15 protein-coding genes and 1 pseudogene are annotated in these 21,535 nt (G+C 38.6%); 5 read left to right on the top strand and 11 right to left on the bottom strand.

Annotated features, from left to right (window positions below; translation table 11 throughout):
* The 8 genes and pseudogenes from HHL20_RS01760 to dnaK form a co-directional block, all read right to left on the bottom strand.
* Positions 1-1,483: pseudogene (locus HHL20_RS01760) on the bottom strand (SprB repeat-containing protein); the annotation flags it as partial.
* A 17-nt stretch (positions 1,484-1,500) separates the two neighbouring features.
* Entirely contained in the window at positions 1,501-2,439 is a 939-nt protein-coding gene (locus tag HHL20_RS01755) for a formyltransferase family protein (RefSeq protein WP_169229479.1), read from the bottom strand.
* Positions 2,436-3,557, bottom strand: coding sequence for a type 1 periplasmic-binding domain-containing protein (locus HHL20_RS01750; RefSeq protein WP_169229478.1), 1,122 nt, complete (start codon positions 3,555-3,557; stop codon positions 2,436-2,438). Before HHL20_RS01750 ends, HHL20_RS01755 begins: the two co-directional genes overlap by 4 nt.
* Before the next feature lie 62 nt (positions 3,558-3,619).
* Positions 3,620-4,162: a phage tail protein gene (locus tag HHL20_RS01745; protein ID WP_169229477.1), complete on the bottom strand. Its 543-nt coding sequence runs from the start codon at positions 4,160-4,162 to the stop codon at positions 3,620-3,622.
* Between the two features lie 32 nt (positions 4,163-4,194).
* Complete coding sequence (locus tag HHL20_RS01740) at positions 4,195-4,737, bottom strand: phage tail protein (protein ID WP_194306221.1); 543 nt, start codon at positions 4,735-4,737, stop codon at positions 4,195-4,197.
* A gap of 45 nt (positions 4,738-4,782) precedes the next feature.
* Positions 4,783-5,322 carry a phage tail protein gene (locus HHL20_RS01735; protein WP_169229476.1) on the bottom strand — a complete coding sequence of 180 codons (540 nt, stop codon included), beginning with the start codon at positions 5,320-5,322 and terminating at the stop codon, positions 4,783-4,785.
* Between the two features lie 733 nt (positions 5,323-6,055).
* The gene (locus HHL20_RS01730) at positions 6,056-8,911 is read right to left on the bottom strand and encodes a M60 family metallopeptidase (RefSeq protein ID WP_169229475.1); all 2,856 of its coding nucleotides are present in this window, start codon (positions 8,909-8,911) and stop codon (positions 6,056-6,058) included.
* 174 nt (positions 8,912-9,085) lie between these two features.
* A complete protein-coding gene (gene dnaK, locus HHL20_RS01725; RefSeq protein ID WP_169229474.1) occupies positions 9,086-10,981 on the bottom strand; it encodes a molecular chaperone DnaK in 1,896 nt (631 codons plus the stop codon).
* Positions 10,982-11,356: 375 nt separating this feature from the next.
* Between dnaK and ppk1 the strand changes: the two genes are divergently transcribed.
* From ppk1 to HHL20_RS01700, 5 genes are all read left to right on the top strand, one after another.
* On the top strand, positions 11,357-13,429 hold the full coding sequence (gene ppk1 / locus HHL20_RS01720) for a polyphosphate kinase 1 (RefSeq protein WP_169229473.1): 2,073 nt from the start codon (positions 11,357-11,359) through the stop codon (positions 13,427-13,429).
* Positions 13,426-14,310: a Ppx/GppA phosphatase family protein gene (locus HHL20_RS01715; protein ID WP_169229472.1), complete on the top strand. Its 885-nt coding sequence runs from the start codon at positions 13,426-13,428 to the stop codon at positions 14,308-14,310. Before ppk1 ends, HHL20_RS01715 begins: the two co-directional genes overlap by 4 nt.
* A 371-nt stretch (positions 14,311-14,681) precedes the next feature.
* Positions 14,682-15,335 carry an NAD-dependent epimerase/dehydratase family protein gene (locus HHL20_RS01710; protein ID WP_169229471.1) on the top strand — a complete coding sequence of 218 codons (654 nt, stop codon included), beginning with the start codon at positions 14,682-14,684 and terminating at the stop codon, positions 15,333-15,335.
* Complete coding sequence (locus HHL20_RS01705; protein WP_169229470.1) at positions 15,332-15,484, top strand: hypothetical protein; 153 nt, start codon at positions 15,332-15,334, stop codon at positions 15,482-15,484. The genes HHL20_RS01710 and HHL20_RS01705 overlap by 4 nt, the downstream gene beginning before the upstream one ends.
* Positions 15,485-15,671: 187 nt before the next feature.
* Positions 15,672-18,713 (top strand): choice-of-anchor I family protein, encoded by a 3,042-nt coding sequence (locus HHL20_RS01700; RefSeq protein WP_169229469.1) that lies wholly within the window; start codon positions 15,672-15,674, stop codon positions 18,711-18,713.
* A 117-nt stretch (positions 18,714-18,830) separates the two neighbouring features.
* Here the strand turns inward: HHL20_RS01700 and HHL20_RS01695 are convergent, their stop codons facing one another.
* The 3 genes from HHL20_RS01695 to HHL20_RS01685 all read right to left on the bottom strand — a co-directional run bounded on the left by HHL20_RS01695 (position 18,831) and on the right by HHL20_RS01685 (position 21,425).
* Complete coding sequence (locus HHL20_RS01695) at positions 18,831-19,445, bottom strand: response regulator transcription factor (RefSeq protein ID WP_169229468.1); 615 nt, start codon at positions 19,443-19,445, stop codon at positions 18,831-18,833.
* Positions 19,446-20,029: 584 nt separating this feature from the next.
* On the bottom strand, positions 20,030-20,278 hold the full coding sequence (locus HHL20_RS01690; protein ID WP_169229467.1) for a NifU family protein: 249 nt from the start codon (positions 20,276-20,278) through the stop codon (positions 20,030-20,032).
* 40 nt (positions 20,279-20,318) lie between these two features.
* Complete coding sequence (locus tag HHL20_RS01685; RefSeq protein ID WP_169229466.1) at positions 20,319-21,425, bottom strand: Mrp/NBP35 family ATP-binding protein; 1,107 nt, start codon at positions 21,423-21,425, stop codon at positions 20,319-20,321.
* Between the last annotated feature and the right edge of the window lie 110 nt (positions 21,426-21,535).

The raw sequence follows: 21,535 nt of genomic DNA, 5'->3' as shown, positions 1-21,535 counted from the left end.
CTGTACATCCGTTAGCATCAGTAATGGTTACGGTATACGTTCCGGCAGATAACCCTGTTCTGTCTTCTGTTGTGATTCCTCCACCCCAGTTGAATGTATAAGGTGCTGTTCCTCCGGCTGGAGTTAAGTTGATAGCTCCGTTGGAAGCTCCGTTACAAGCTACGTTTGTTACTACCGTTGTTCCGCTTACTGCACTGGCAGGCTCATTAATCGTAAACGTTCTTGTGGCCTGACATCCAAAATTATCCGTAACTGTTACAGTGTAGGTTCCGGCAGACAGACCTGTTGCCGTTGCAGCAGTGCCCCCGAAAGGTGCCCAAGAATATGTATAAGGTGCTACGCCCCCCGATGGTACGACCGTAGCCTGGCCATTAGAACCGCCATTACAAGAAACATCCGTTTTACTACCGGTTGTACTAATGCTTACAACCGTTAATGTAGCAGCATTAGAAGTAGCAGAACCTGCACCAATTGCCACTGCACGGTACTGATAACCGTTCATTGCTGAAGTAGCCCCTGTGATTGTTAAAGTATTAGTGGTAACTCCTGAATAAGGAGCGGTGTTAGTCAAAGCAATAAATCCACTACCAGAATTCTGATACCACTGGTAAGAAGTAGCTCCCGAAGCAGTAACCGTGAAGGTAGTGGTACCTCCTGCACATATCGTCCTGTTTGCCGGACTTGCTGTAATTACCGGATTACTGGCCAGAAATGTACACCCTGAATACTGCGATCCTGCAGCAGTACTGAGTGTCCAGTTGGCATTATTCATGACCGCTGTTCTTATATTAGCAACTGTTGATGTTGGAACACCGGTACAGTTAAACTTTCCTGATCTAGCTACTGTGACACCAGATACCGGTCCTGTATAAAATGCATTCGTTCCTCCTGTAAGTCCAGGTGGCATTAATGAAGCGTTAGGACTTCCAACGGCATCACTATTCCATGCAGCTGTTGTAGAGCCTGCTGTATAAAAATAGTTGATACCGGCAATGCAGGTCACGTTGGCACCTGTAACACTACCATTCCCTCCCTGGAAAGCTATAATCTGATCTCCCACAGATGATAAAACCAATCCATTAGAAGATGTTCCGTCGGTAAGCGCTACAGTACCATTGGGTATGGATGTAGTTGTCGCAGGATTATACACAGAAGCTGACAACGCGGAAATATACACTTCAGTACCGGCCGGCAACGCAGTACCGCTGGTCCATGTAATTGCAGATTCTGTTGATCCGGCTGCTTGCCAGGCATTGCTTCCCTGATATCCCCGATCGGTAAAGCTTATTTGTGTTCCGCTTGAAATAGGGGCAAGCAAAACAAATGAAAATACATCTACCGAAGTAGAGCTGGAATCGTAAGAGGTAAACGCGATCCCTCCGGGTGAGAGCGTCGTCTGTGCCTGGGCATATCCCAGCAACAACGCTCCCGTTGTGACGACTGTTTTCGCCAGCGTTTTGATTGTAGAATAAAAATTTTTCATTTTTAATTATATTTAAGTTATAAGTTTTGAAATTTCCCACCTGTTCTAAGCCCAAAAGCGGATAATTTATGCCCGCTCATGAAGCCTTCTTCGGTGTAGATTATATCTAATCTTAGATGTGAATTATGATTACATTTTACAATTAATCCGTTTTCCTTATTTAAAGAAACGATGGTCCCGGGAAGCCCTGTCTGAAGATCTGCATTATGAATGAGTGTAGCTTCCAATACCCTGATATTCCATCCGTTCCATTGGGTATAGGCTCCTTTATTCCAAGGGTTACATGCTCTGATTAATGCTTCAATGGTCTCGGCATCCTGCTTTTCCCACGAAATACAGACATCAGAAGCACTTGGTTTGGAATAATAGCGTGCCTTTTCTTCGCTCTGTTCCGTTCCCTGAAAATTTCTTTGCAAAAGATTTAGAAGTTCATTCAAAAGATTGGCTCCTAACCACGACAAATGAGTACATAATGCCCCATGTGTCATATCAGCATTAACAGGAATATTTTTTTTAAGAATAATAGCTCCTTTATCAATATATTTATCGATAATATGAACAGTAATTCCCGATTGCCCTGAACGACTTCTTATCGTTTCAAAAACAGGATCAGCCCCTCTCATTTCGGGTAGAAGCCCATAATGGAAGTTGTAGAATTTACCAGAATAAAGGGAGAGAATTTCAGAAGAAATTTTCCAGGGAAAAGTCATGGTAAAAACGGTATTGGCGCCGGAAATCTCCATCATATTTTTTATCTGACTGGTGCAGCTTTCGGATGTCATAATAAAAAGAGGTATTCCTGACTGCTTTGAAAGCATTGAGCAAAATTCGATGACTTCCGCATTCTTATCAGGCACTCCTAATGCACAAAGCCGGCCCGCAGCACGTAAAGCCTGCAAAGCCGGAAATGCCATCCGGTTGTTACATAAGACTGCTATTTTTAATGGATCTGTCATGATTCTAAACACGCATAAGCATTAAGCCATGTATTGGCTTCCACAGTCCTGATATATTCAATATTCTTTTCTAAGGCTGCTCGTTCCTGTTCTGTAACAGTAGCAGTATGAACTTCCTTTAAAAGACAGTTTCCTGTTTCTTCATCTCTTGAAACGGTAGCGTAATAAATTTCCGCCTCAGAAAATCCGTTTTCCTGATTCATATACACTTTCCCACGCGGTGAATGAATGGACATTCCATCAAACTCTTTATTTTCAAGCCCTATGAACTGTGCAGCTTCCCATCCCAATAAAGAGAAAAGGTTGGCTTTACCATATTTAATTCCATCCATTATATTTACAAAAATTTCATTTTCAGGAATCTTCAAATTTCTGGACCAGGCTATTGCCGCACTCCAGTCATATCCGGGATATGGTATTTTTCCCAGCCAGGTTTCATCGGAAGTAAAGCCTGTACCATAGACTTTATAATGACCTGCCATTTCACTGCTTCCTGCAAAAAAATCTTCCGCCATATCACCACAAAAAGTGGCAAGTACTGCGGTATCCGGTTCTTTTTCAAGAAATTCCGTAAGTGGTTTCAATGTAAAATCAGAACGCTTTAAAGAAGTAATGTGGTTAAAAACTATAGATCCTCCTTTTTCTTCAGCAGCAGCTGCATATACATAAGAAGGGCGGTATCCTGCATCATAAAAAGAGCAGCTGAATGCAAAATTCCTGAATCCGTCTTCAATGGCTTTATGTGTTATTACACGTGTACAAAGGCCACCCTGAAGAGAGATAAACCATGCATTTGAAAGCTTTTTGCTGAATTTAGGAAAATGATAACCACTATCAAGAACGATGAGAGTTTTTCCCGAAGATTCAAAAAGAGGATGTACAAATTCTGCTGAAAAAGGATTCATATATCCTATTATGATATCTGTACCGGCAAGCAAAAACTGTTCGCAATGATCATAAATTTCCTCGTTTTTTGCAGCAACCCCAATTCCTGCTGAAATGATTTCATGGTATCCTTCCAGTCCCATATTCTTAAGGGATTGTTTGAAACCGTCCATAATATCAAAAGAAATGGAGGGATAAATAACAGACCGCGGTAAAAGTAAAGCTATTTTCATATTCTTAATAAAGTCAGTCTGCGGCAAACTGTTTTGCCGCAGATTGAATTAATAAATGTTAATTAAGATCTTGACGGAAAAATCCCGTACATACAGATGATGTAATTCATTCCCAGATAAGGCTGACGAATACTCATCGGCTGCCCTGCACCTGAAACGCTTAACGCGAATGCATTAGGTATTGCTTTCATGGTGCTGTCTGGCTGCTGATTAGAATACAAACCCTGTAATGATGCAAGTGTACTGCCTGCCGGAGAACCTGTATTTCCTTCATCTGAAAATGTTTTTATTGAAACTGTTTCAGACCCTGCAGTGTGTGTATGCGTTGGCATGTGCTGTATATCGCAGGTTACCGTTTCAGTACCTGCCGTCATTCCTAATTGAAATACTTTGGTTCCTGCTCCGGTACCGGTTCCCACAGCTGTTCTTCCTGCAAAATTCGGAAGCATGAAGGTTGTTGTCCCGTTACCTCCGTACATTGTACCTAAAAGCGCAAAAAGTGCCTGGTTAGTACTAATCGATATTGTCTGCCCCTGACAAAACGCCCAATACTTGGGAGCAAAATTTCCGGCAAACATTCTTATTTCTGACATGGTTCCTTCCATAATAATCGTTTTTCTATTAATAGTTTAATGAATTAATCCTGTCTTGGCGGATAATATCCTTCAAGACAAATAATATAATTGGTTGCGAGCACAGGCTGTACAATACTAAAAGGAATATTATTTCCTACAGCGGATATGGAACCCGTTGTGGTAGCCGGTGCGATAAAAGTATCTGGTGCCTGAGTGGAATATGCTGCAGCTGAACCTGCGAGTACGTTACCTGCCGGAGATCCGGTATTACCTTCATCTGAAAAACATGGAAATGCAATTGTTGCTGCTGCGGTATGGCTGTGCGCAGGCATTTGCGCGGTAGTCATGGTAACCGTTTCAGTTCCGCCTACCTCTCCTAAATCTATAGGAGTAAGACCAGCTCCCTGGCCTGTTCCTACAGCAACTCTTCCTCGAAGATCCGGAACGCCGAACGTATTGCGGCCATCGCCACCGAAAGTAGTTCCTAATATTGTGTATACTGCCTCAAATTGTGAGATACTATAAAGTGTTCCGTCGCAGAAAGCCCAGCCAAGCGGAGCAAAATTTCCACCAAATAAACGTACTTCTCCTATATAACCTTCCATAATGATATCTTTAATTGTTATTAATTTTATTTTAAATTCCAGTAATTATCCTCTTGGAGGAAAAGTCCCGTAAAGGCAAATAATATAATTCATTCCAAGTGAAGGCTGAACAATAGTGAGTGCGTTATTCCCTCCCGAAACACCTACCTGCAATGCCAGCGGAACTGCTTTTGTAGTAGAGTCGGTACCCTGATTGCTGTACATTGATGCCTTTGATGCAAGGATATTGTTTGCCGGAGTTCCTGAATCTCCTTCATCCGAATAAGCAGGAATTACAACATTCCCTGATAAATTGTGGGTATGGGCAGGTAAATTTGACATGGTAAGGGTTACAGAGTTTGTACCTGTCATTTCTCCCAAACTGTAATAAGATAAACCAGGTCCCTGCCCCGCTCCTACAGCCGACCTCCCGGCAAGGTTCGGAAGACCAAAAGTCGTTATACCATCTCCACCATAGGTGTTTCCTAAAAGTGAAAATAAAGCCGTATTTGACCTGATGGCCAATAAGGCGCCATTACAATACTGCCATGATTTGGGAGCAAAGTTTGCGGCAAAAAGTCGGATTTCTCCAATTGTTCCGTCCATAATTATTGTTTTTAAAAATGAATATTTATTAAAATATAACCTACTCAGAATAATGATAAATGAATCCCAATCTGAATAAATTGATAAGTTGTTAGATGTTGGATTGAAGAAAAGCATCCATACAGGCAAATACAAAACCCAAGTTGAGAATGTATTTTGCACTTCTGTCAGTCACTAAACAGTGATATTAATTTGAAAAAAGAATAGTTTACAATGATTTTCATGATTATATTATTTAGTTTTTCTCTGCAATAGAACTGTTTCTACAGCAACCACATTTGATTACAAATTTAAATTTATTATTGACATAATTGCTATTTGTTAAGAAAAATTAGTTAATATTTTATTATTTCTAAATTTTCCTCACATTTAGAACAATCTAATTCCCCGATTATTTCATGATAAAATTAGACATTACAGCATTATCGGAATTAAGTATTTATACTGAATTTGAATAAAATTTTTGTAGCAATACTAACGATTATGGTTTTATTTTTTTGTTGAATTTTCTGAACTTACTAATTTTTAATTTTATAGATGATGAATTTAAGGCAATAGACTTTTTATAAATGAACGGCAATAAAAAACTGCTTTAAACTTACGTTTAAAGCAGTCTTAATTTTATAAGAATTATGCTTTTTACTTCCTCGAAGTCTGCATCCTGCACATCATCAGTTCCTGCATCGACACCAGGCTGCTTCCCTTCTGTATAACTTGTATTTTTATCATTATTTTACTTACCGCTATTTACTGCCAAAGTTGTTATCGGATAAACCAAAATTTTCTGTCCGTTATAACCTACCGCATATACTTTTTGGCTATTTAATGGGAAATCAACATATGTATTTGCTAATGTTGTATCTCCTGTTCCAACGACAGAAACACTAATCAGCTGACTGTTTGCATCATAGGTTTCGAAAGCAACGGCATTTGGCCACTGAGCATTATCCACCAATAGAAATTGTCCCTCTGCGTTCGTTATGATTTGTGCACCAACCCCCGTAACTCCTGAAACAGGAAGAAGATTTTTAAACGCATTCACACTATGTGCAGAAATATAATTAATTACCGGAGAAACCGGTTTTGCATAACCTTTCGTTAGAACATAGCTTTTTACATCATCAATCATAGCCTGGGTAATAACCAGCTGGTCATTGACATAGTCTCCAATTGTTGCATTAATCGGTTTCAAAAAACCTGTATTGGTAAAGAAATCTGTAAGGTCTTCCTGTACGGCATCGCAAGTATTTTTAACAAAATTCATTACCAATTGCCCTTGTGTAAGCTGAGACTCATTTGTATTTCTCACTTTTTCGGCAACAGTTGCAAACCAATGTGCATAATCTACACCACTTACCGGATTGGTAGTTTGAGTAGCCTCATCAGACATATCTGCATCAAAATCTAAAGTCGGAACACCTTTAGAAGCACCTGCCAACTGATAATATAATTCCAATTGCCAGAATGGAACCAGACTTCTGAAGTTTGCATCAAGCGGATTCACATAATCTGTTCTAAATTGATCCATAATACTTTTCCCATTGATCTGAGTCTGAATAATGATTTCTCCGAATCTGTTTCCTGCCACCCTTGGGAAAGAAGATTTATCAGCAACTTCTGATTCAAGCCTTGTAAACCTGTTTGTTCCTGTTGGTACATATAGGTTGTAATATGACCACAATGAATATAAATTATTGGTAATTTCTGTAGTTCCAACCCATTTTAGTCCCGGTCTTACCTGATTGATATGGCCTAACTCGTGTGCAACGCCCCAAATATCCAGATTTGTTGCCGAAACAGAATTGGCAAATCCCCAGCTAAGATCCAGATGAGCACCCAAATCACTGGCATACCATCCTCCTGAAGATTCGGTATAAGCAAACTGCCTGTTTTTTAAATTTTTATTAAATTTAAAGAAGCCCATCATTTCCCTTTCTGATTTTGTAATGGCGTCATATTTATCAATTAACGGCTGTGGATTCTGTAAATTCAAACTACCTACAGCAACCTTATCCATAAGTAGGTTTGAATAATAACCTTCCATATCTATCTTAGAGTAAACATCATTGGTAAGCATATCGGTCCATTCTGCGGAAGGCGTACCTTTTTTATAGATTCCGTTTACAATTCCGGCAGTAATATTCAGGGAAATCGGAGCCGCATTTGCATCATCAGTATAGTAAGAGATATAGCCTAATCCCGTATTGGTAATATTCAGAATGTTGATTCCGTTTTTTAATTCATAAGTTTTTTCGGGAGAAGAACCTTCTGTAGCAAAATCTCTCACTCTTAAATAAACCCTGTTTGTTGTTGTAATATCTTTAGCAAAAACAATCGCTGTTGTGCTGGCCTGAAATAAAATTCCAGTAGGATTTTCATAGTTATTATAATTAGCTAATTTGTATTGAGAATTGATGCTTTCAATTGTTTTATAGGGCGAAAAAGTCTGAACCCTGTATTTTTTATTATAGGTATTATCAAACAGACATTGAGCTAATCCCTTCATAAATGGAGAAGTAATTCCGTTGATCACTTGTTGCGTAACGGTAGGCTTTAAAGTACTGAAAACAGCGTCATTAAAAATATTAGAATATGCTGAGGAATTAAAACCATTAGGATTTGTCCGGAAAAATTCCATCTCTGCACAGCTTGCAAAATTGTTTTTACCATCAAGAACTTCAATCTTAACATTTTTAGGTTTAACATTAGAAGGAAACATTACTGTTTTTGTTGTGTTTGTCTGCCCGAAATTTTGTGTTGTAATAGTAACATAGTTCGCATTTGAATTCGTGTTATAACTAATTTTCACATTTCCGAAATGTCCGTTGGGATTTCCATCCTGCCTCGGTGTATATCGCATATAATTAATGAAGGTCTGTCCGCTGAATCTGTATATTAGTGTGATTGGGAAATTTGCTGCAGTTGCATTCCATGCACAATGATACATTGTACTTAGATTTCCGTCAAAAGATTTATCAATTTCCTGCCCCGGCTGAAAGCTTGAAGCCGAAGATCCTGTAATCTGAGGCAATACGGGGATATCCGCATTAGCAGCAAACTCACCGGTTGGAAGTGAACATTCTGTCTGTACCGGACTTATTTGCTCACTGGAGTAAAATTCCATTTCTGCACAGCTTGAAAAGTTACCATATGCCGAATAAACATCAACTTTAATTACTGCTGGTTTAATGATGGCAGTAGATAAATCAATTATTTTTTCTGTATTATCAGCAGCCCAGTTAATAACGCCTGTTGCATCGGTAAATACCGCTGGATTCATCTGTGTAGAATACGAAATCTTTACGCTTGTCCATATTCCATTCAATCCTGTAAGTCTTGGTTTATATATCAACCTGTTCACACTTTTGACACGATTTGAAAATATAAAACTTAACTGATCCGGCATTGCCGTTGTTAAACTGTATCCAGAATGATACAACGTATTCGTATTATTATCAACAGCTTTTCCGGCTTCACTTCCTGCTTGGGCCGGTTGTAGCGAAGTGACAAAAGCCACGGGCATCTTATATTGTGAAAAAACAGTCTGCACACATAAGATCAGTAAAAAAATAGCATAATTTTTTTTCATGGTGTTTAAATTAAAGTTAGAAATGAAGTGAACTAATTCTTAAAGTTACTTTTTTTAAATACATGAAATTTGATAAATTTTCGAAAACGGAAAAACGTTCCAAACTTTAACACAAAAAAATCCCCAGGCTTTCGCCTGAGGATTTATTTTTATGAAAATTTTAATGAAATGCAATTATTTCACTTCTTCAAAATCTGCATCCTGCACATCATCGGCTCCTGTATTGTTACCTCCAGGATTTTGAGCACCTGCATCGGCACCAGGCTGTTGTCCTGCTGCGTACAATTCTTCTGAAGCTGCCATCCAAGCTGCATCCAGAGCTTCTGTTTTAGCTTTTACGTCATCTGCATTTTTAGCTTCGAAAGCAGTTTTCAGTTCTCCGTGAGCGGTTTCAATGGCTGCTTTTTTATCTGCAGATAATTTATCACCAAACTCTTTCAATTGCTTTTCTGTCTGGAAGATCAATCCGTCTGCTTTATTGAAGATTTCAACTTCTTCTTTTTTCTTGGCATCCGCAGAAGCATTTTCCTGAGCTTCTTTCTTCATTCTTTCGATTTCTTCGTCAGAAAGACCTGAAGATGCCTGAATTTTGATAGACTGCTCTTTACCTGTTCCTTTGTCTTTAGCAGAAACACTTAAGATACCGTTAGCATCGATATCGAATGTTACTTCGATTTGAGGAACCCCTCTTGGCGCTGGTGGAATATCTGTAAGGTCGAATCTGCCGATTTCTTTGTTATCGTTGAACATTGGTCTTTCTCCCTGTCCTACTCTGATGCTTACAGCCGGCTGGTTATCAGAAGCTGTAGAGAATACCTCAGATTTTTTAGTTGGAATCGTAGTGTTCGCTTCGATTAGTTTAGTGAAAACAGAACCCATTGTTTCGATACCCAGAGAAAGAGGTGTAACGTCTAATAGAAGAACGTCTTTTACATCTCCTGTCAATACACCTCCCTGGATCGCTGCACCAATTGCCACAACCTCGTCCGGGTTAACACCTTTAGATGGTTTTTTTCCGAAGAATTTCTCAACTTCTTCCTGAATGATCGGGATTCTTGTAGAACCACCTACCAGGATTACTTCGTCGATATCTGAAGTTGATAAACCTGCATCTTTCAATGCTTTTGCAACCGGCTCCATAGATCTTCTGACAAGATCTGCAGACAACTGCTCGAATTTAGCTTTCGTTAAAGTCTTCACTAAGTGTTTAGGACCTGTAGCGGTAGCGGTAATATATGGAAGGTTGATTTCTGTTTGTGGAGAAGAAGATAACTCGATTTTTGCTTTTTCAGCTGCTTCTTTCAATCTTTGTAGTGCAATAGCATCCGATTTTAGATCAACACCTTCTTCAGATTTGAATTCATCTGCCATCCAGTTGATGATCACATCATCGAAATCATCACCTCCTAAGTGTGTATCTCCGTTGGTAGACAATACTTCGAATACACCGTCTCCCAAATCAAGGATAGAGATATCGAAAGTACCACCTCCTAAATCGTATACTGCGATTTTCTGGTCTTTGTGGTTTTTATCCAAACCGTATGCTAACGCTGCAGCTGTTGGCTCGTTGATGATTCTTTCTACTTTAAGGCCAGCAATTTCACCGGCTTCTTTAGTAGCCTGTCTCTGAGCATCATTGAAGTATGCAGGAACAGTGATTACCGCTCTCGTTACTTCCTGACCAAGATAATCTTCAGCAGTTTTCTTCATTTTCTGAAGCGTCATTGCAGAAATTTCCTGTGGCGTATATTCTCTGTCGTCGATTTTTACTTTTACGGTATCGTTTGGTCCGGATACTACTTTATAAGGTACTCTGGAGATTTCAGAAGCATCATCTTTAAAGTGTGTTCCGATAAATCTTTTGATAGAGTAAACCGTTTTTGTAGGATTGGTCACCGCCTGTCTTTTTGCAGGATCCCCTACTTTTCTTTCACCATCTTCTGTAAATGCAACGATAGACGGCGTTGTTCTTTTACCTTCTGCGTTAGGAATAACAACAGGGTCTTTTCCCTCCATTACAGCAACACAAGAGTTGGTTGTTCCTAAGTCGATTCCGATTATTTTACTCATAATATTTTTATTTTTCTATTTTTAATTTTTATTTACATTCTGTATTTCTCAATATTTATACCATATGTTTTTTTGTGACAAATTGACATACAACGTCGCAAGGAGCAATACAAAAGACGTCTCAGTATATATTAATATAACTATAATGCCTGATTTTGACGAAAATCAATTGAGCCTTTCTGTTCAATATGTCACTTTTCAGTTTATAATGAATAAAATTCAAACATCTGTTTCCATTAAGAGGATTTTTGATAACTTTAATCACTGCAAAAATAATTTTCAGGAGTTTTGATGTTAAATGAATAAAGCTTAACGTAAAAAACCTTCAGTAAAAAAAGGTGAATTATTATTTTTGATAAAAATATAAACTAACGAATGTCATTACATTTTAATCCGAGAGATATTACCTGGCTTGCCTTTAATGAAAGAGTACTTCAGGAAGCAATGGACGAGAAGGTTCCTTTGCATTTGAGAATCCGTTTTTTAGGGATTTTTTCAAATAATTTAGATGAATTTTTCAGAGTGCGTGTTGCGGGATTAAAACGTGCCATGGATTTTAAAGAGAAAGTAATTGCCGAATCTTTTTATCAGCCTCCTTCAAAAATTCTTCAGAAAATTAATGATATCGTAATCCGGCACCAGCAGAATTTTGATAAAACCTGGAAAAAAATCCAGGCAGAAATGGCGGACCATCATGTATTTATTAAAACATCAAAAAACCTAACCACAAAACAGAAAGAGTTCATAAGGAATTATTTTGATGAAGTGGTTGAATCGAATGTAATTCCTATTCTTCTTCATGAAAATACACCCATGCCTTATATGAGGGACAAAAGTCTTTATCTGGGTGTTGCCATGAGAAAAAAAGACTGGCAGTATTCCAGCAATTATGCCATTATAGAAATTCCGTCGCGTTTTGTAGGGAGATTCGTGCTGCTCCCGACCGAAGATCCTCAGGAAAAAGATGTTATGCTTCTCGAAGATGTAATTACCTTTAACCTGCCGCATATTTTCTCCTATTTCGGGTATGATGAATTTGCAGCTAACGCTTTTAAAGTAACCAAGGACGCAGAACTTGATCTTGATAACGATATCAGGACCAATTTTGCCGAAAAAATTGAAAAAGGATTAAAAAACAGGAGAAAAGGAAAGCCTACCCGTTTTGTTTTTGATAAAGATATGGATAAAGCACTTCTCGAAATGCTGATCCGAAAATTGAATTTAACGAAGAAAGACAGCATCATTCCGGGTGGAAAAATTCATAACTTCAAACATTTCATGGATTTTCCGGATGTTTTCGAAAAATATGAAAAGCCGGTTGAAAGAACTTCTTTTACCCATCCTGCTTTCGAAAACACGGAACGCGTGACGGATGTAATTTTAAAGAATGATGTTCTTCTAACGTTTCCTTACCATAAATATAATCCGGTTATTGACCTTCTTCGGGAGGCTGCGATGGACCCTGATGTAAAATCTATCCAGATTACAGCGTATCGTCTGGCAAGCAGTTCAAAGATTATCAATGCATTGATCTACGCGGCGCGGAACGGCAAAGAAGTGACGGTAATGCTTGAGCTTCAGGCGAGGTTCGACGAAGAGTCTAACCTGGAATGGAAAGAAATGCTGGAGCCGGAGGGAATTACGGTATTGATTGGTATTCCTAATAAAAAAGTTCACGCCAAGCTGTGTATAATCAAGAAAAGATCCCACAACAAAACCATTCAGTATGGATTTGTAAGTACAGGAAACTTCAACGAAAAAACGGCAAGAATATACGGAGATCATCTGCTGATGACTGCAGACCGCGGAATAATGGCTGACATCAATAAAGTTTTCAATGTGCTTAAAAAGCCGAAAGACGATTTTCTTCCTGTCCTTAAAACCTGCAAAAATCTTTTGGTGTGTCCACAGTTTATGCGGGAAAAAATTGTTCACCATATTGATAAGGAAATAGAGGAAGCCAAAGCAGGAAGGCATGCGGAAATGATCATTAAAGCCAATTCCCTGAGTGACAGAGCCTTGATTGAGAAGCTGTATGAAGCAGCCAAAGCAGGAGTTCACATCCGGATGATTGTAAGAGGGATCTATTGTGCTGTTAACCAGAAAGAATTTAAAGAAAAAATAAAAGCAATCAGTATTGTGGATGAATATCTGGAGCATGCAAGGGTGATGTATTTTTACAACAAAGGTGCTGAAGATATCTATATTTCCTCAGCCGACTGGATGACCAGAAATCTGGATTACAGAATTGAGGCTGCAGCAAAAGTTACTGATAAAAACCTGAAAAAGGAACTGAAAGATATTCTTGACATCCAGTTGAAAGATAACGTAAAAGCCCGTATTTTAGACAAAAAACTGAGCAATGAGTATATTCATAATGGCAAGGAAGAATGCCGTTCTCAGATTGAAACCTATCGATATTTATACGCCAAAAAGAATAAAAAATGAAGATCGCAGCTATAGACATAGGAAGTAACGCGGCCAGACTGCTGATTAATGAAGTGAAAATCAACAACAAACAGCCGGAATTCATCAAGCTTAACCTTCTAAGGATTCCTCTGAGGCTTGGAATGGATGTATTCACCCACGGAAAAATAGGTGATGAGCGTGAGAAAATGGTGATTGATTCTATGAAGATTTTCAGTGATCTGATGAAGATCTACAAGGTGGAACATTACAGAGCGTGTGCTACAAGTGCCATGCGTGACGCCACCAACGGACAAGAAATTATTGACGAGGTAAAAAAGACTTCGGGAATCAATATTGAGATTATCTCAGGAGATGAAGAGGCATCATTGGTTTTTGAAAATCACATTGCAGAAGGACTGGATAAAGAGTTTGCTTATCTATACATTGATGTGGGAGGAGGTTCTACAGAGCTTACTTTCTATGAAAACGGCAAAATGATCTACGAAAGGTCTTTTAATATCGGAACCATCCGCTTACTGAACGACCTGGTAACTCCGGATAACTGGAAAGATATGAAGGAAGAGATCAGAAAGAACATCAACAGCAAAAAGCCGATCGTTGCAATCGGCTCGGGAGGAAATATCAATAAAGTTTTTTCGATGAGTAAAACGAAGGATGGTAAACCCATGTCCCTGACTCACCTGAAAAAAGTTTTTAAAGAGTTTAATGATCTCACCGTAGATGAAAGAATGACGAAATACAACCTTCGTGAGGACAGAGCAGACGTTCTGGTTCATGCCCTGAAGATTTTCAACAACGTAATGTCATGGTCTGAGATCAACAGGATTTTCGTACCTAAAATATCTGTTGCAGACGGATTGATCCATAATATATACAATGCCTTACAGGATAAAAAGTAAGTTCATTGAAATGATAATAACCGATCTTGGGATCGGTTTTTTTGTGTCGATAAATGAAAGCGTTCCCGGATAATGGTAAGCTTATTAAACTTTATATTTATATTAGGTTTGAAAAGTAGTAACAGGTCTGCAAAACCCTAGCCCTGATTGAGCGGCCTGTTTGAGCTCTTTTTATTTTTAGGCTGCGGCGGCTTCGCCGCCGCAGCCTAAAAATAAAAAAGCGAGTAGCGAAAGCAGGAAATAGCTCCAAAGACAGAGTAAAATACATTCATCATCACATTCCCGCTAATCTTAAAAAAAATTATAATTTTTTATATTCTATAAAGTAAAATAGAAGTTTGGAACGTCAGCAATAGTAACAATATTAAAAAATGAACTCAATTAAAGTAATTCTTACAGGAGCCACAGGAATGGTAGGGGAAGGTGTTCTTATGGAATGCCTTGAAAACCCTAATGTTTCAGAAGTTCTGAGTGTAAGCCGGAAACCCTGCGGAAAAAAGCACGCAAAACTGAGGGAGTATATCGTCCCGGATTTCCTTGCCATTCCTACTCATGATGAAAATCTGAAAGGTTATGACGCTGTATTTTTCTGTGCGGGCATCAGCAGTATCGGAATGAATGAAGAAGAATACACCAAAATAACTTTTGATACAACGATCCATTTTGCTAAAACCGTATTACCTCAGAATCAGGATTTGGTTTTCAACTATGTTTCCGGTGCTCATACCGATGGCACCGAGAGTGGAAAGATGATGTGGGCAAGGGTAAAGGGAAAAACCGAAAATACTTTAAGAAAGCTTGGATTCAGGGCTGTATATAATTTCCGTCCGGGATTTATGAAACCTGTTGAGGGCCAGAAAAATGTAAAATGGTTTTTTAAGCCTTTTATTTGGATTTTTCCTGCCATATTACCTACAAAATCATTAACTTTACGGGAAGTGGGCAGAGCAATGATCTATGCAGTACAAAAAGGATACCCCACCTCAACATTAGAAATTAAGGACATTAAAAATCTGGCGATATGAAAGAAATGTTAAAAAGAATTTTTCTGGTTGCTTTTATTTTATTGGTTCTGACTGCTATTTCGGGATTTTTTTATATGCAGAAACACCCTCTTGACGGGAGAAAAGCAACTGGAAAGAACCTGAATTTTTCGGGCAATGTGTCTAAGTAGAAAAAACTAATATTAATGAAATTCAAAGATCGTTTTTAGATACTTCTGATAACGATACATTTCTTACGGTTGATTTTTTTCTTTATTATTCCTTAAAATAACCTATTTGTTAATCATTTATTAAAATTACCTTAAAATATTTAAAAGGTATAAATTCCATTTTTGCATAAATTTAATATCAGCAAAAATGACCAATCATTACTTTTTAAAAGGTTCTGTTATAGCCGCAATTTTCCTTCAGGGAGCGGTTTTCGGACAGACATCCCTTATTCACTACTGGAATTTTAACAACAATACATCAGCTGCTGCCATTACCACTCCTGCCGTGAGTTTAACCGGGGGATCAATGACAGCAGTAACAAGCGGAACAACAGAAATCGATTTTGCAGGAGGTACAGGGCAGAATTTCAGTGTAGAAAACCTGAATGCACGAAACGGAGATGTTGCAGGAACCCATTTAAGATATAATTTTCCTATTAACGGCAATTTGCAGTTCAACTTGCCAACGACAGGATATCAAAATGTTGTTGTAAAATTTACAACCAGAAGATCAGGCTCGGGCGCAGGGACACAAACCTGGTCTTATTCTACGGATGGAAGCACATTTCAGACGTATCAGACGGTTTCTCCGCAGGATGCCAATCCACAGTTGATTATGTTTGACTTTACCGGAGTAACGGGAGTTTCCAACAATCCCAATTTCAAGCTTAAAGTTGAATTCTCGGCAGCCGGCGGAGGAACGGTGGGAAACAACCGCTTCGACAATTTTACGGTGGACGCAACAGCAGTAAGCGGCGCAGATACTACCGCTCCAACGGTAAGCTATTTTCCTGTAAACAACACCAATAATGCCTCAACTGCTGTAAACCCTACCGTTTCATTTAATGAAAATGTAAGACTGGCAGACAATTCTGTGATTACCGATGTCAATGCGCAGAACCTTATTGATTTCAGATTGGGAAATGCTTCGGGTAGCCAGATTCCTTTTACAACAACCTTTGCCAACAACAAAATTACTGTAATACCAACTTCAGGTTTAGTTCCTAATCAGACGTATTATCTGGCGTTAAAGCCTAATATGGTGGAAGATACAAGCGATAATGCTGTAAGTACGCCAACCTCTTCCACTTTCACTACAGCAGGAACGTCCATTTCTTTGGATAAAAATTTTATTAAGGTCAATGAAAACTCCGGGACTTTAGCTTTTAAATTAAATATTGCCAATCCGGCAAATGCTACGGTAAATCTCGTAGTGAGACCGGCTCCTTTCAGCACAGCAGACAGTAATGATTTTACATTAGCCAATCAGACTATTGCACTTACTCCTTCCACAACAAACTATACCGTAAATATCCCGATCATTGATGATACGGCAGAAGAACAGCAGGCAGAATATTTTGTGGTGAGCCTCGAAAGCCCGGTCGGAGCAACTATTTCCGGGGACAATAATGCAACGGTTTATATTGTTGATAACGACAAACAGGCTCCTGTCCCGTCTAATCAGATTTCATTAAACTATATCGGAAGTTTTGATCCTTCCGGAAACAACAACAGCTCTACGGAAATTGTCGTTCATGATCCCGCAACTCAGAGATTGTTTACCATCAGTTCGATTACGGATGTTTTTGATATTATTAATTTCAGCAATCCTACAGCACCAACGGTAATCAATACTATTAATATGGCTCCGTACGGAGGTATCACAAGCATTGCCGTAAAAAACGGAATTATTGCCGCTGCTTCTCCAAATACCAATCCGCAAGAGAACGGCTCTGTGGTGTTCTTTGACATCAACGGGAATTTCCTGAAACAAGTTACCGTAGGCGCTCTTCCGGATATGATAACTTTCTCACCGGACGGCACAAAAGTAATGACCGCCAATGAAGGAGAACCAAATGATGCTTACACGGTTGATCCTGAAGGAACGATCAGCATTATTGATATATCGGGCGGAATTGCCAATCTCACCCAAAGTAACGTGACTACGCTTAATTTCAATGTGTTTGATTCACAAGTTGCCGCTTTAACAGCAACGGGGTTAAGAAAAGTAAGAACGAACAATACGCTTTCTCAGGATCTCGAGCCTGAATATATTACGATCAGCTCAGATAGTCAGAAAGCATGGGTGACGCTTCAGGAAAACAATGCGGTGGCAGAAGTAAATTTAGCAACAAAAACCATTGCCGGAATCTGGGGATTGGGTAAGAAGGATATGAGCATTCCCGGAAACGGCTTCGATGCATCGGATAACAATAATGAAATTTTAATCGCCAACTGGCCTGTAAAAGCGTATTATACTCCGGATGCTGTTCAGAATTATAAAGTGGGAACTACTCATTATATTGTGACGGCCAACGAAGGAGATGAAAAAGACCTTTCAGGGTTCAGTGAAAGAACAACGGTAGGAGCAAATAGCTATATTCCTGATCCTTCGGCATTTCCTCAATCGGATATTTTAAAAGCATCTTATAATTTAGGTAGATTCAGGGTTTCCAATGCTACAGGAAATACGGACGGAGATACAGATTTTGAAGAGATTGCAGCTTTAGGAGCACGATCTTTTTCCATATTCAATGCAGATACCCGACAGATCGTTTACGACAGCGGAGACCAGTTTGAACGTTATATCGCAGCCAATCATCCTTTGATTTTCAATACTGACAACGAGTCAAATACAATAAAAAACAGAAGCCGCGCCAAAGGTCCTGAACCGGAAGGAGTTGCTTTGGGAAATATCAATGGGCAGACATATGCTTTTATTACTCTGGAAAGGACCGGTGGTGTCATGGTTTATAATATCACAGACCCGAATAATCCTACGTTTACCGATTATAAACATTCCCGGATGACTTCTGCTTACGGCGGCGACAACGGCCCCGAAGGAATTATCTATATCACTCCCGAAAATACGACAACAGCTAAAGGATATGTAATTGTTGCGAACGAAATAAGCGGAACCTTATCCATGTATGAAGTGGCCGGCGCTCCTACTCTGGCAACAGGTGAGGTAAAAACAGAAAAAACAACCTTTAATGTATTCCCGAATCCTGTATCCAAAGGAAACACCCTTTATTTCAACAGAGCACAGGATTATGAACTGTATGATATGTCCGGAAAATTAATTGGAAAAGAAAAAAATGCTCTAACCATAGATACTTCCAAACTTTCCACAGGAATTTATCTTGTGAAAACTTCAGAAGGACATGTAAAAAGAGTCATTGTAAAGTAGAATATGATTTAGTTAATTGAAACAAGCCCCGTTTTAGGGGTTTGTTTGACTAATATTATTATTCTTCCAGCATTAAATCTACGATCCCGGCAAAATTCTTTCGCCGGGATCGTAGATTTAATGCATATCATCATAGATTCTTACGAGATCCACTACATTTTTCACCTGCAGTTTTTCAAAGATCTTTTTCTTATAAGTACTGATGGTTGACATTTTTAGATTGAGAATATTTGAAATTTCTATATTTCCGTTTCCCTGAGCGAGAAGTTTGAAAATCTGAAATTCTCTTTTTGAGAGCCTTTCTACAGAATGGCTTCCTGCAGTATGGGTAACGAGCTTTTTCATCATATTGACGGTATAGAAGTACCCTTCCTCAAACATAGAATGTACCGCCGTAATAATTTCAGCTTCAGAAGCTCCTTTGTTGAGGTATCCTGCAGCGCCCTCTTCAATGTATTGTATCCCTACATTGTCATCATAAGTAGAAAAAAATAAAATCTTAAGGTGCTTTTGCTTTTTCTTAAGATCTTTCACCATTGCCTTAAAAATACTGCCTGGTATATCAATATCAATAATCAGAAGGTCGTATGCCTTTTCGGATACCATATCCTTTGTTTCGGAATATGTTTCAGCGAAATCTATATTGCAATGATATTGAAGTTTTGAGTTGAGCACCAGAGCTGTACCTGTCCTTACCACATAGTGACCGTCAGCAATGAGTATATTTTTCATAGAGTTAGTTTTTTAAATAAAAGTCCCAGTAAGACAGGGAAACAGCTTCTCTTTATTGTTTATGTTTTCAATACAAGTTACAGACCAAATACTACACACATTCCTATCCATTAGCTTTCTATCAGGAGTTTTTATTTAAAATTTATTACACCAGTTTTCTGATTCCGGAAACTCAGGAATCTACGATTGAAAATAATTTTTATAAAATCTTTAAAAATTATTAAACATATAAATCAAATGAATAAAAAAGTATGTTACAAGCATTCATCCCCATATTAGTGCTGTAAATATTTTCTACAAAAATAATACATATAACATTCACGAGCATGTAGAAATATTACTATAAAATTTTCATAAATTCTCTAATAATTTCTTAAAAATCAATTATAAACAATTAAAATGAAAATTCAATAATGTGTGATAAATTATAAAAGAACGAAATCCCTGTCCAAATCCCTTCTTTGTAAAGATAAATCTGCTGTCTGCATTTTATAATTTAAATGAAAATACAACAGCCATCATAAATAAAAAACAGACCTTTCAAATTTAAAGGTCTGTCAAAAATATATATATTTAATTTTTCTTTATTCTACGCTTACTACTTTTTCTATCTCCGGCGCATGTTGTTTAATGGTATTTTCAACACCCAGTTTCAGGGTTGAAAAATTTAATGAACATCCGGAACAGTTGCCTAAAAGCTTTACATAAACCAGATTATCCTTCACATCAATAAGCTCGATATCGCCTCCATCTTTATTCAGGAACGGACGGATACTTTCCAGAGCTTCCAATACCCTTGTTACTGTATCTTCGTGTGTTATATTTGTTTCCATATTTTTTCAGTTCAATTGGGTTTCAATTTGTATTGAAATATTATTTCGCTTTTGGTGAGCAACCTGCCATTGTAGTGATCTTAACTGCTTCCGTTGGAGGCAGGTTTTTATTTCTTTCAACAAGACTTTCCACCATTTTACGGGCAGTTTCCGTATAAACATCTGCAATAACGGAGTTTTCCTGCAATGCTGCCGGTCTTCCGACATCACCAGCTTCTCTGATACTCTGGATAAGAGGAATCTCTCCCAGTACAGGAATTCCCAGATCTTCTGCCAGATATTGAGCGCCCTGCTTACCAAATATATAATATTTATTTTCAGGCAATTCTTCCGGTGTAAAATACGCCATATTTTCGATTAATCCAAGAACAGGAATATTGATGCTTTCCATCTGGAACATGGCAATACCTTTTCTTACGTCTGCCAGCGCTACATGTTGTGGCGTACTCACGATCACGGCACCCGTTACAGGAACTTCCTGAATAATAGAAAGGTGGATATCGCCGGTTCCCGGAGGAAGATCGATCAGTAAAAAATCAAGCTCGCCCCACGCTGCGTCTCTGATCATCTGGTTTAATGCTTTTGAAGCCATTGGCCCTCTCCATACAACTGCCTGATTGGCTCCTGAAAAATATCCTATCGAAAGCATTTTTACTCCATAGTTTTCAATCGGTTTCATCAGGTTTTTGCCATCAACTTCTACAGAGATCGGTTTTTGTCCTTCCGTATCAAACATGGTAGGAACAGACGGCCCATAAATATCTGCGTCCAGCAAACCAACTTTGAAGCCCATTTTTGCCAGTGTTACCGCGATATTTGCAGAAACGGTAGATTTTCCTACGCCTCCTTTTCCTGAAGCAATAGCAATAATATTCTGGATCCCCGGGATTTGTTTTCCTTTGATCTGACTCTGTTGGATCTCAGTCGGTTCCGGAGAAACGATTTTCAGCTTCAGATGAACTTCTTCTCCGAACTCACTTGCAAAAGCCTGCTTCATGGCTGCTTCAAGCTTTTTCTTTTCGTGCATGGCAGGTGAATGAGCGGTCATATCAATATAAACATCATTTCCCACGATCTGAAGATTGTTCACCAAATCATCAACTTCTATCTCTTTAAGGAAACTTTGTACCTTTTCTTTCGTCAACATAAACTAAATAAATTGTTTACAAATTTACGTATTTTTTAGCTATTTAGAATAAGTAAAGAGACTGATAGATATTTTCTTTTGCAGAAGCTAATTTTATAGTATTTTAGGGA

The sequence above is a fragment of the Chryseobacterium cheonjiense genome (assembly GCF_012927265.1).
In the GTDB taxonomy this organism is placed as follows: Bacteria; Bacteroidota; Bacteroidia; order Flavobacteriales; family Weeksellaceae; genus Chryseobacterium; species Chryseobacterium cheonjiense.
This window is presented reverse-complemented; position numbering and strand designations above follow the sequence as displayed.

What these genes read in the sequence shown, in the direction of transcription:
- HHL20_RS01755 (WP_169229479.1), bottom strand. Translation starts at nt 2,439, where the DNA reads ATGACAGATCCATTAAAAATAGCAGTCTTATGTAACAACCGGATGGCA.
- HHL20_RS01750 (WP_169229478.1), bottom strand. Translation starts at nt 3,557, where the DNA reads ATGAAAATAGCTTTACTTTTACCGCGGTCTGTTATTTATCCCTCCATT.
- HHL20_RS01745 (WP_169229477.1), bottom strand. Translation starts at nt 4,162, where the DNA reads ATGGAAGGAACCATGTCAGAAATAAGAATGTTTGCCGGAAATTTTGCT.
- HHL20_RS01740 (WP_194306221.1), bottom strand. Translation starts at nt 4,737, where the DNA reads ATGGAAGGTTATATAGGAGAAGTACGTTTATTTGGTGGAAATTTTGCT.
- HHL20_RS01735 (WP_169229476.1), bottom strand. Translation starts at nt 5,322, where the DNA reads ATGGACGGAACAATTGGAGAAATCCGACTTTTTGCCGCAAACTTTGCT.
- HHL20_RS01730 (WP_169229475.1), bottom strand. Translation starts at nt 8,911, where the DNA reads ATGAAAAAAAATTATGCTATTTTTTTACTGATCTTATGTGTGCAGACT.
- dnaK (WP_169229474.1), bottom strand. Translation starts at nt 10,981, where the DNA reads ATGAGTAAAATAATCGGAATCGACTTAGGAACAACCAACTCTTGTGTT.
- ppk1 (WP_169229473.1), top strand. Translation starts at nt 11,357, where the DNA reads ATGTCATTACATTTTAATCCGAGAGATATTACCTGGCTTGCCTTTAAT.
- HHL20_RS01715 (WP_169229472.1), top strand. Translation starts at nt 13,426, where the DNA reads ATGAAGATCGCAGCTATAGACATAGGAAGTAACGCGGCCAGACTGCTG.
- HHL20_RS01710 (WP_169229471.1), top strand. Translation starts at nt 14,682, where the DNA reads ATGAACTCAATTAAAGTAATTCTTACAGGAGCCACAGGAATGGTAGGG.
- HHL20_RS01705 (WP_169229470.1), top strand. Translation starts at nt 15,332, where the DNA reads ATGAAAGAAATGTTAAAAAGAATTTTTCTGGTTGCTTTTATTTTATTG.
- HHL20_RS01700 (WP_169229469.1), top strand. Translation starts at nt 15,672, where the DNA reads ATGACCAATCATTACTTTTTAAAAGGTTCTGTTATAGCCGCAATTTTC.
- HHL20_RS01695 (WP_169229468.1), bottom strand. Translation starts at nt 19,445, where the DNA reads ATGAAAAATATACTCATTGCTGACGGTCACTATGTGGTAAGGACAGGT.
- HHL20_RS01690 (WP_169229467.1), bottom strand. Translation starts at nt 20,278, where the DNA reads ATGGAAACAAATATAACACACGAAGATACAGTAACAAGGGTATTGGAA.
- HHL20_RS01685 (WP_169229466.1), bottom strand. Translation starts at nt 21,425, where the DNA reads ATGTTGACGAAAGAAAAGGTACAAAGTTTCCTTAAAGAGATAGAAGTT.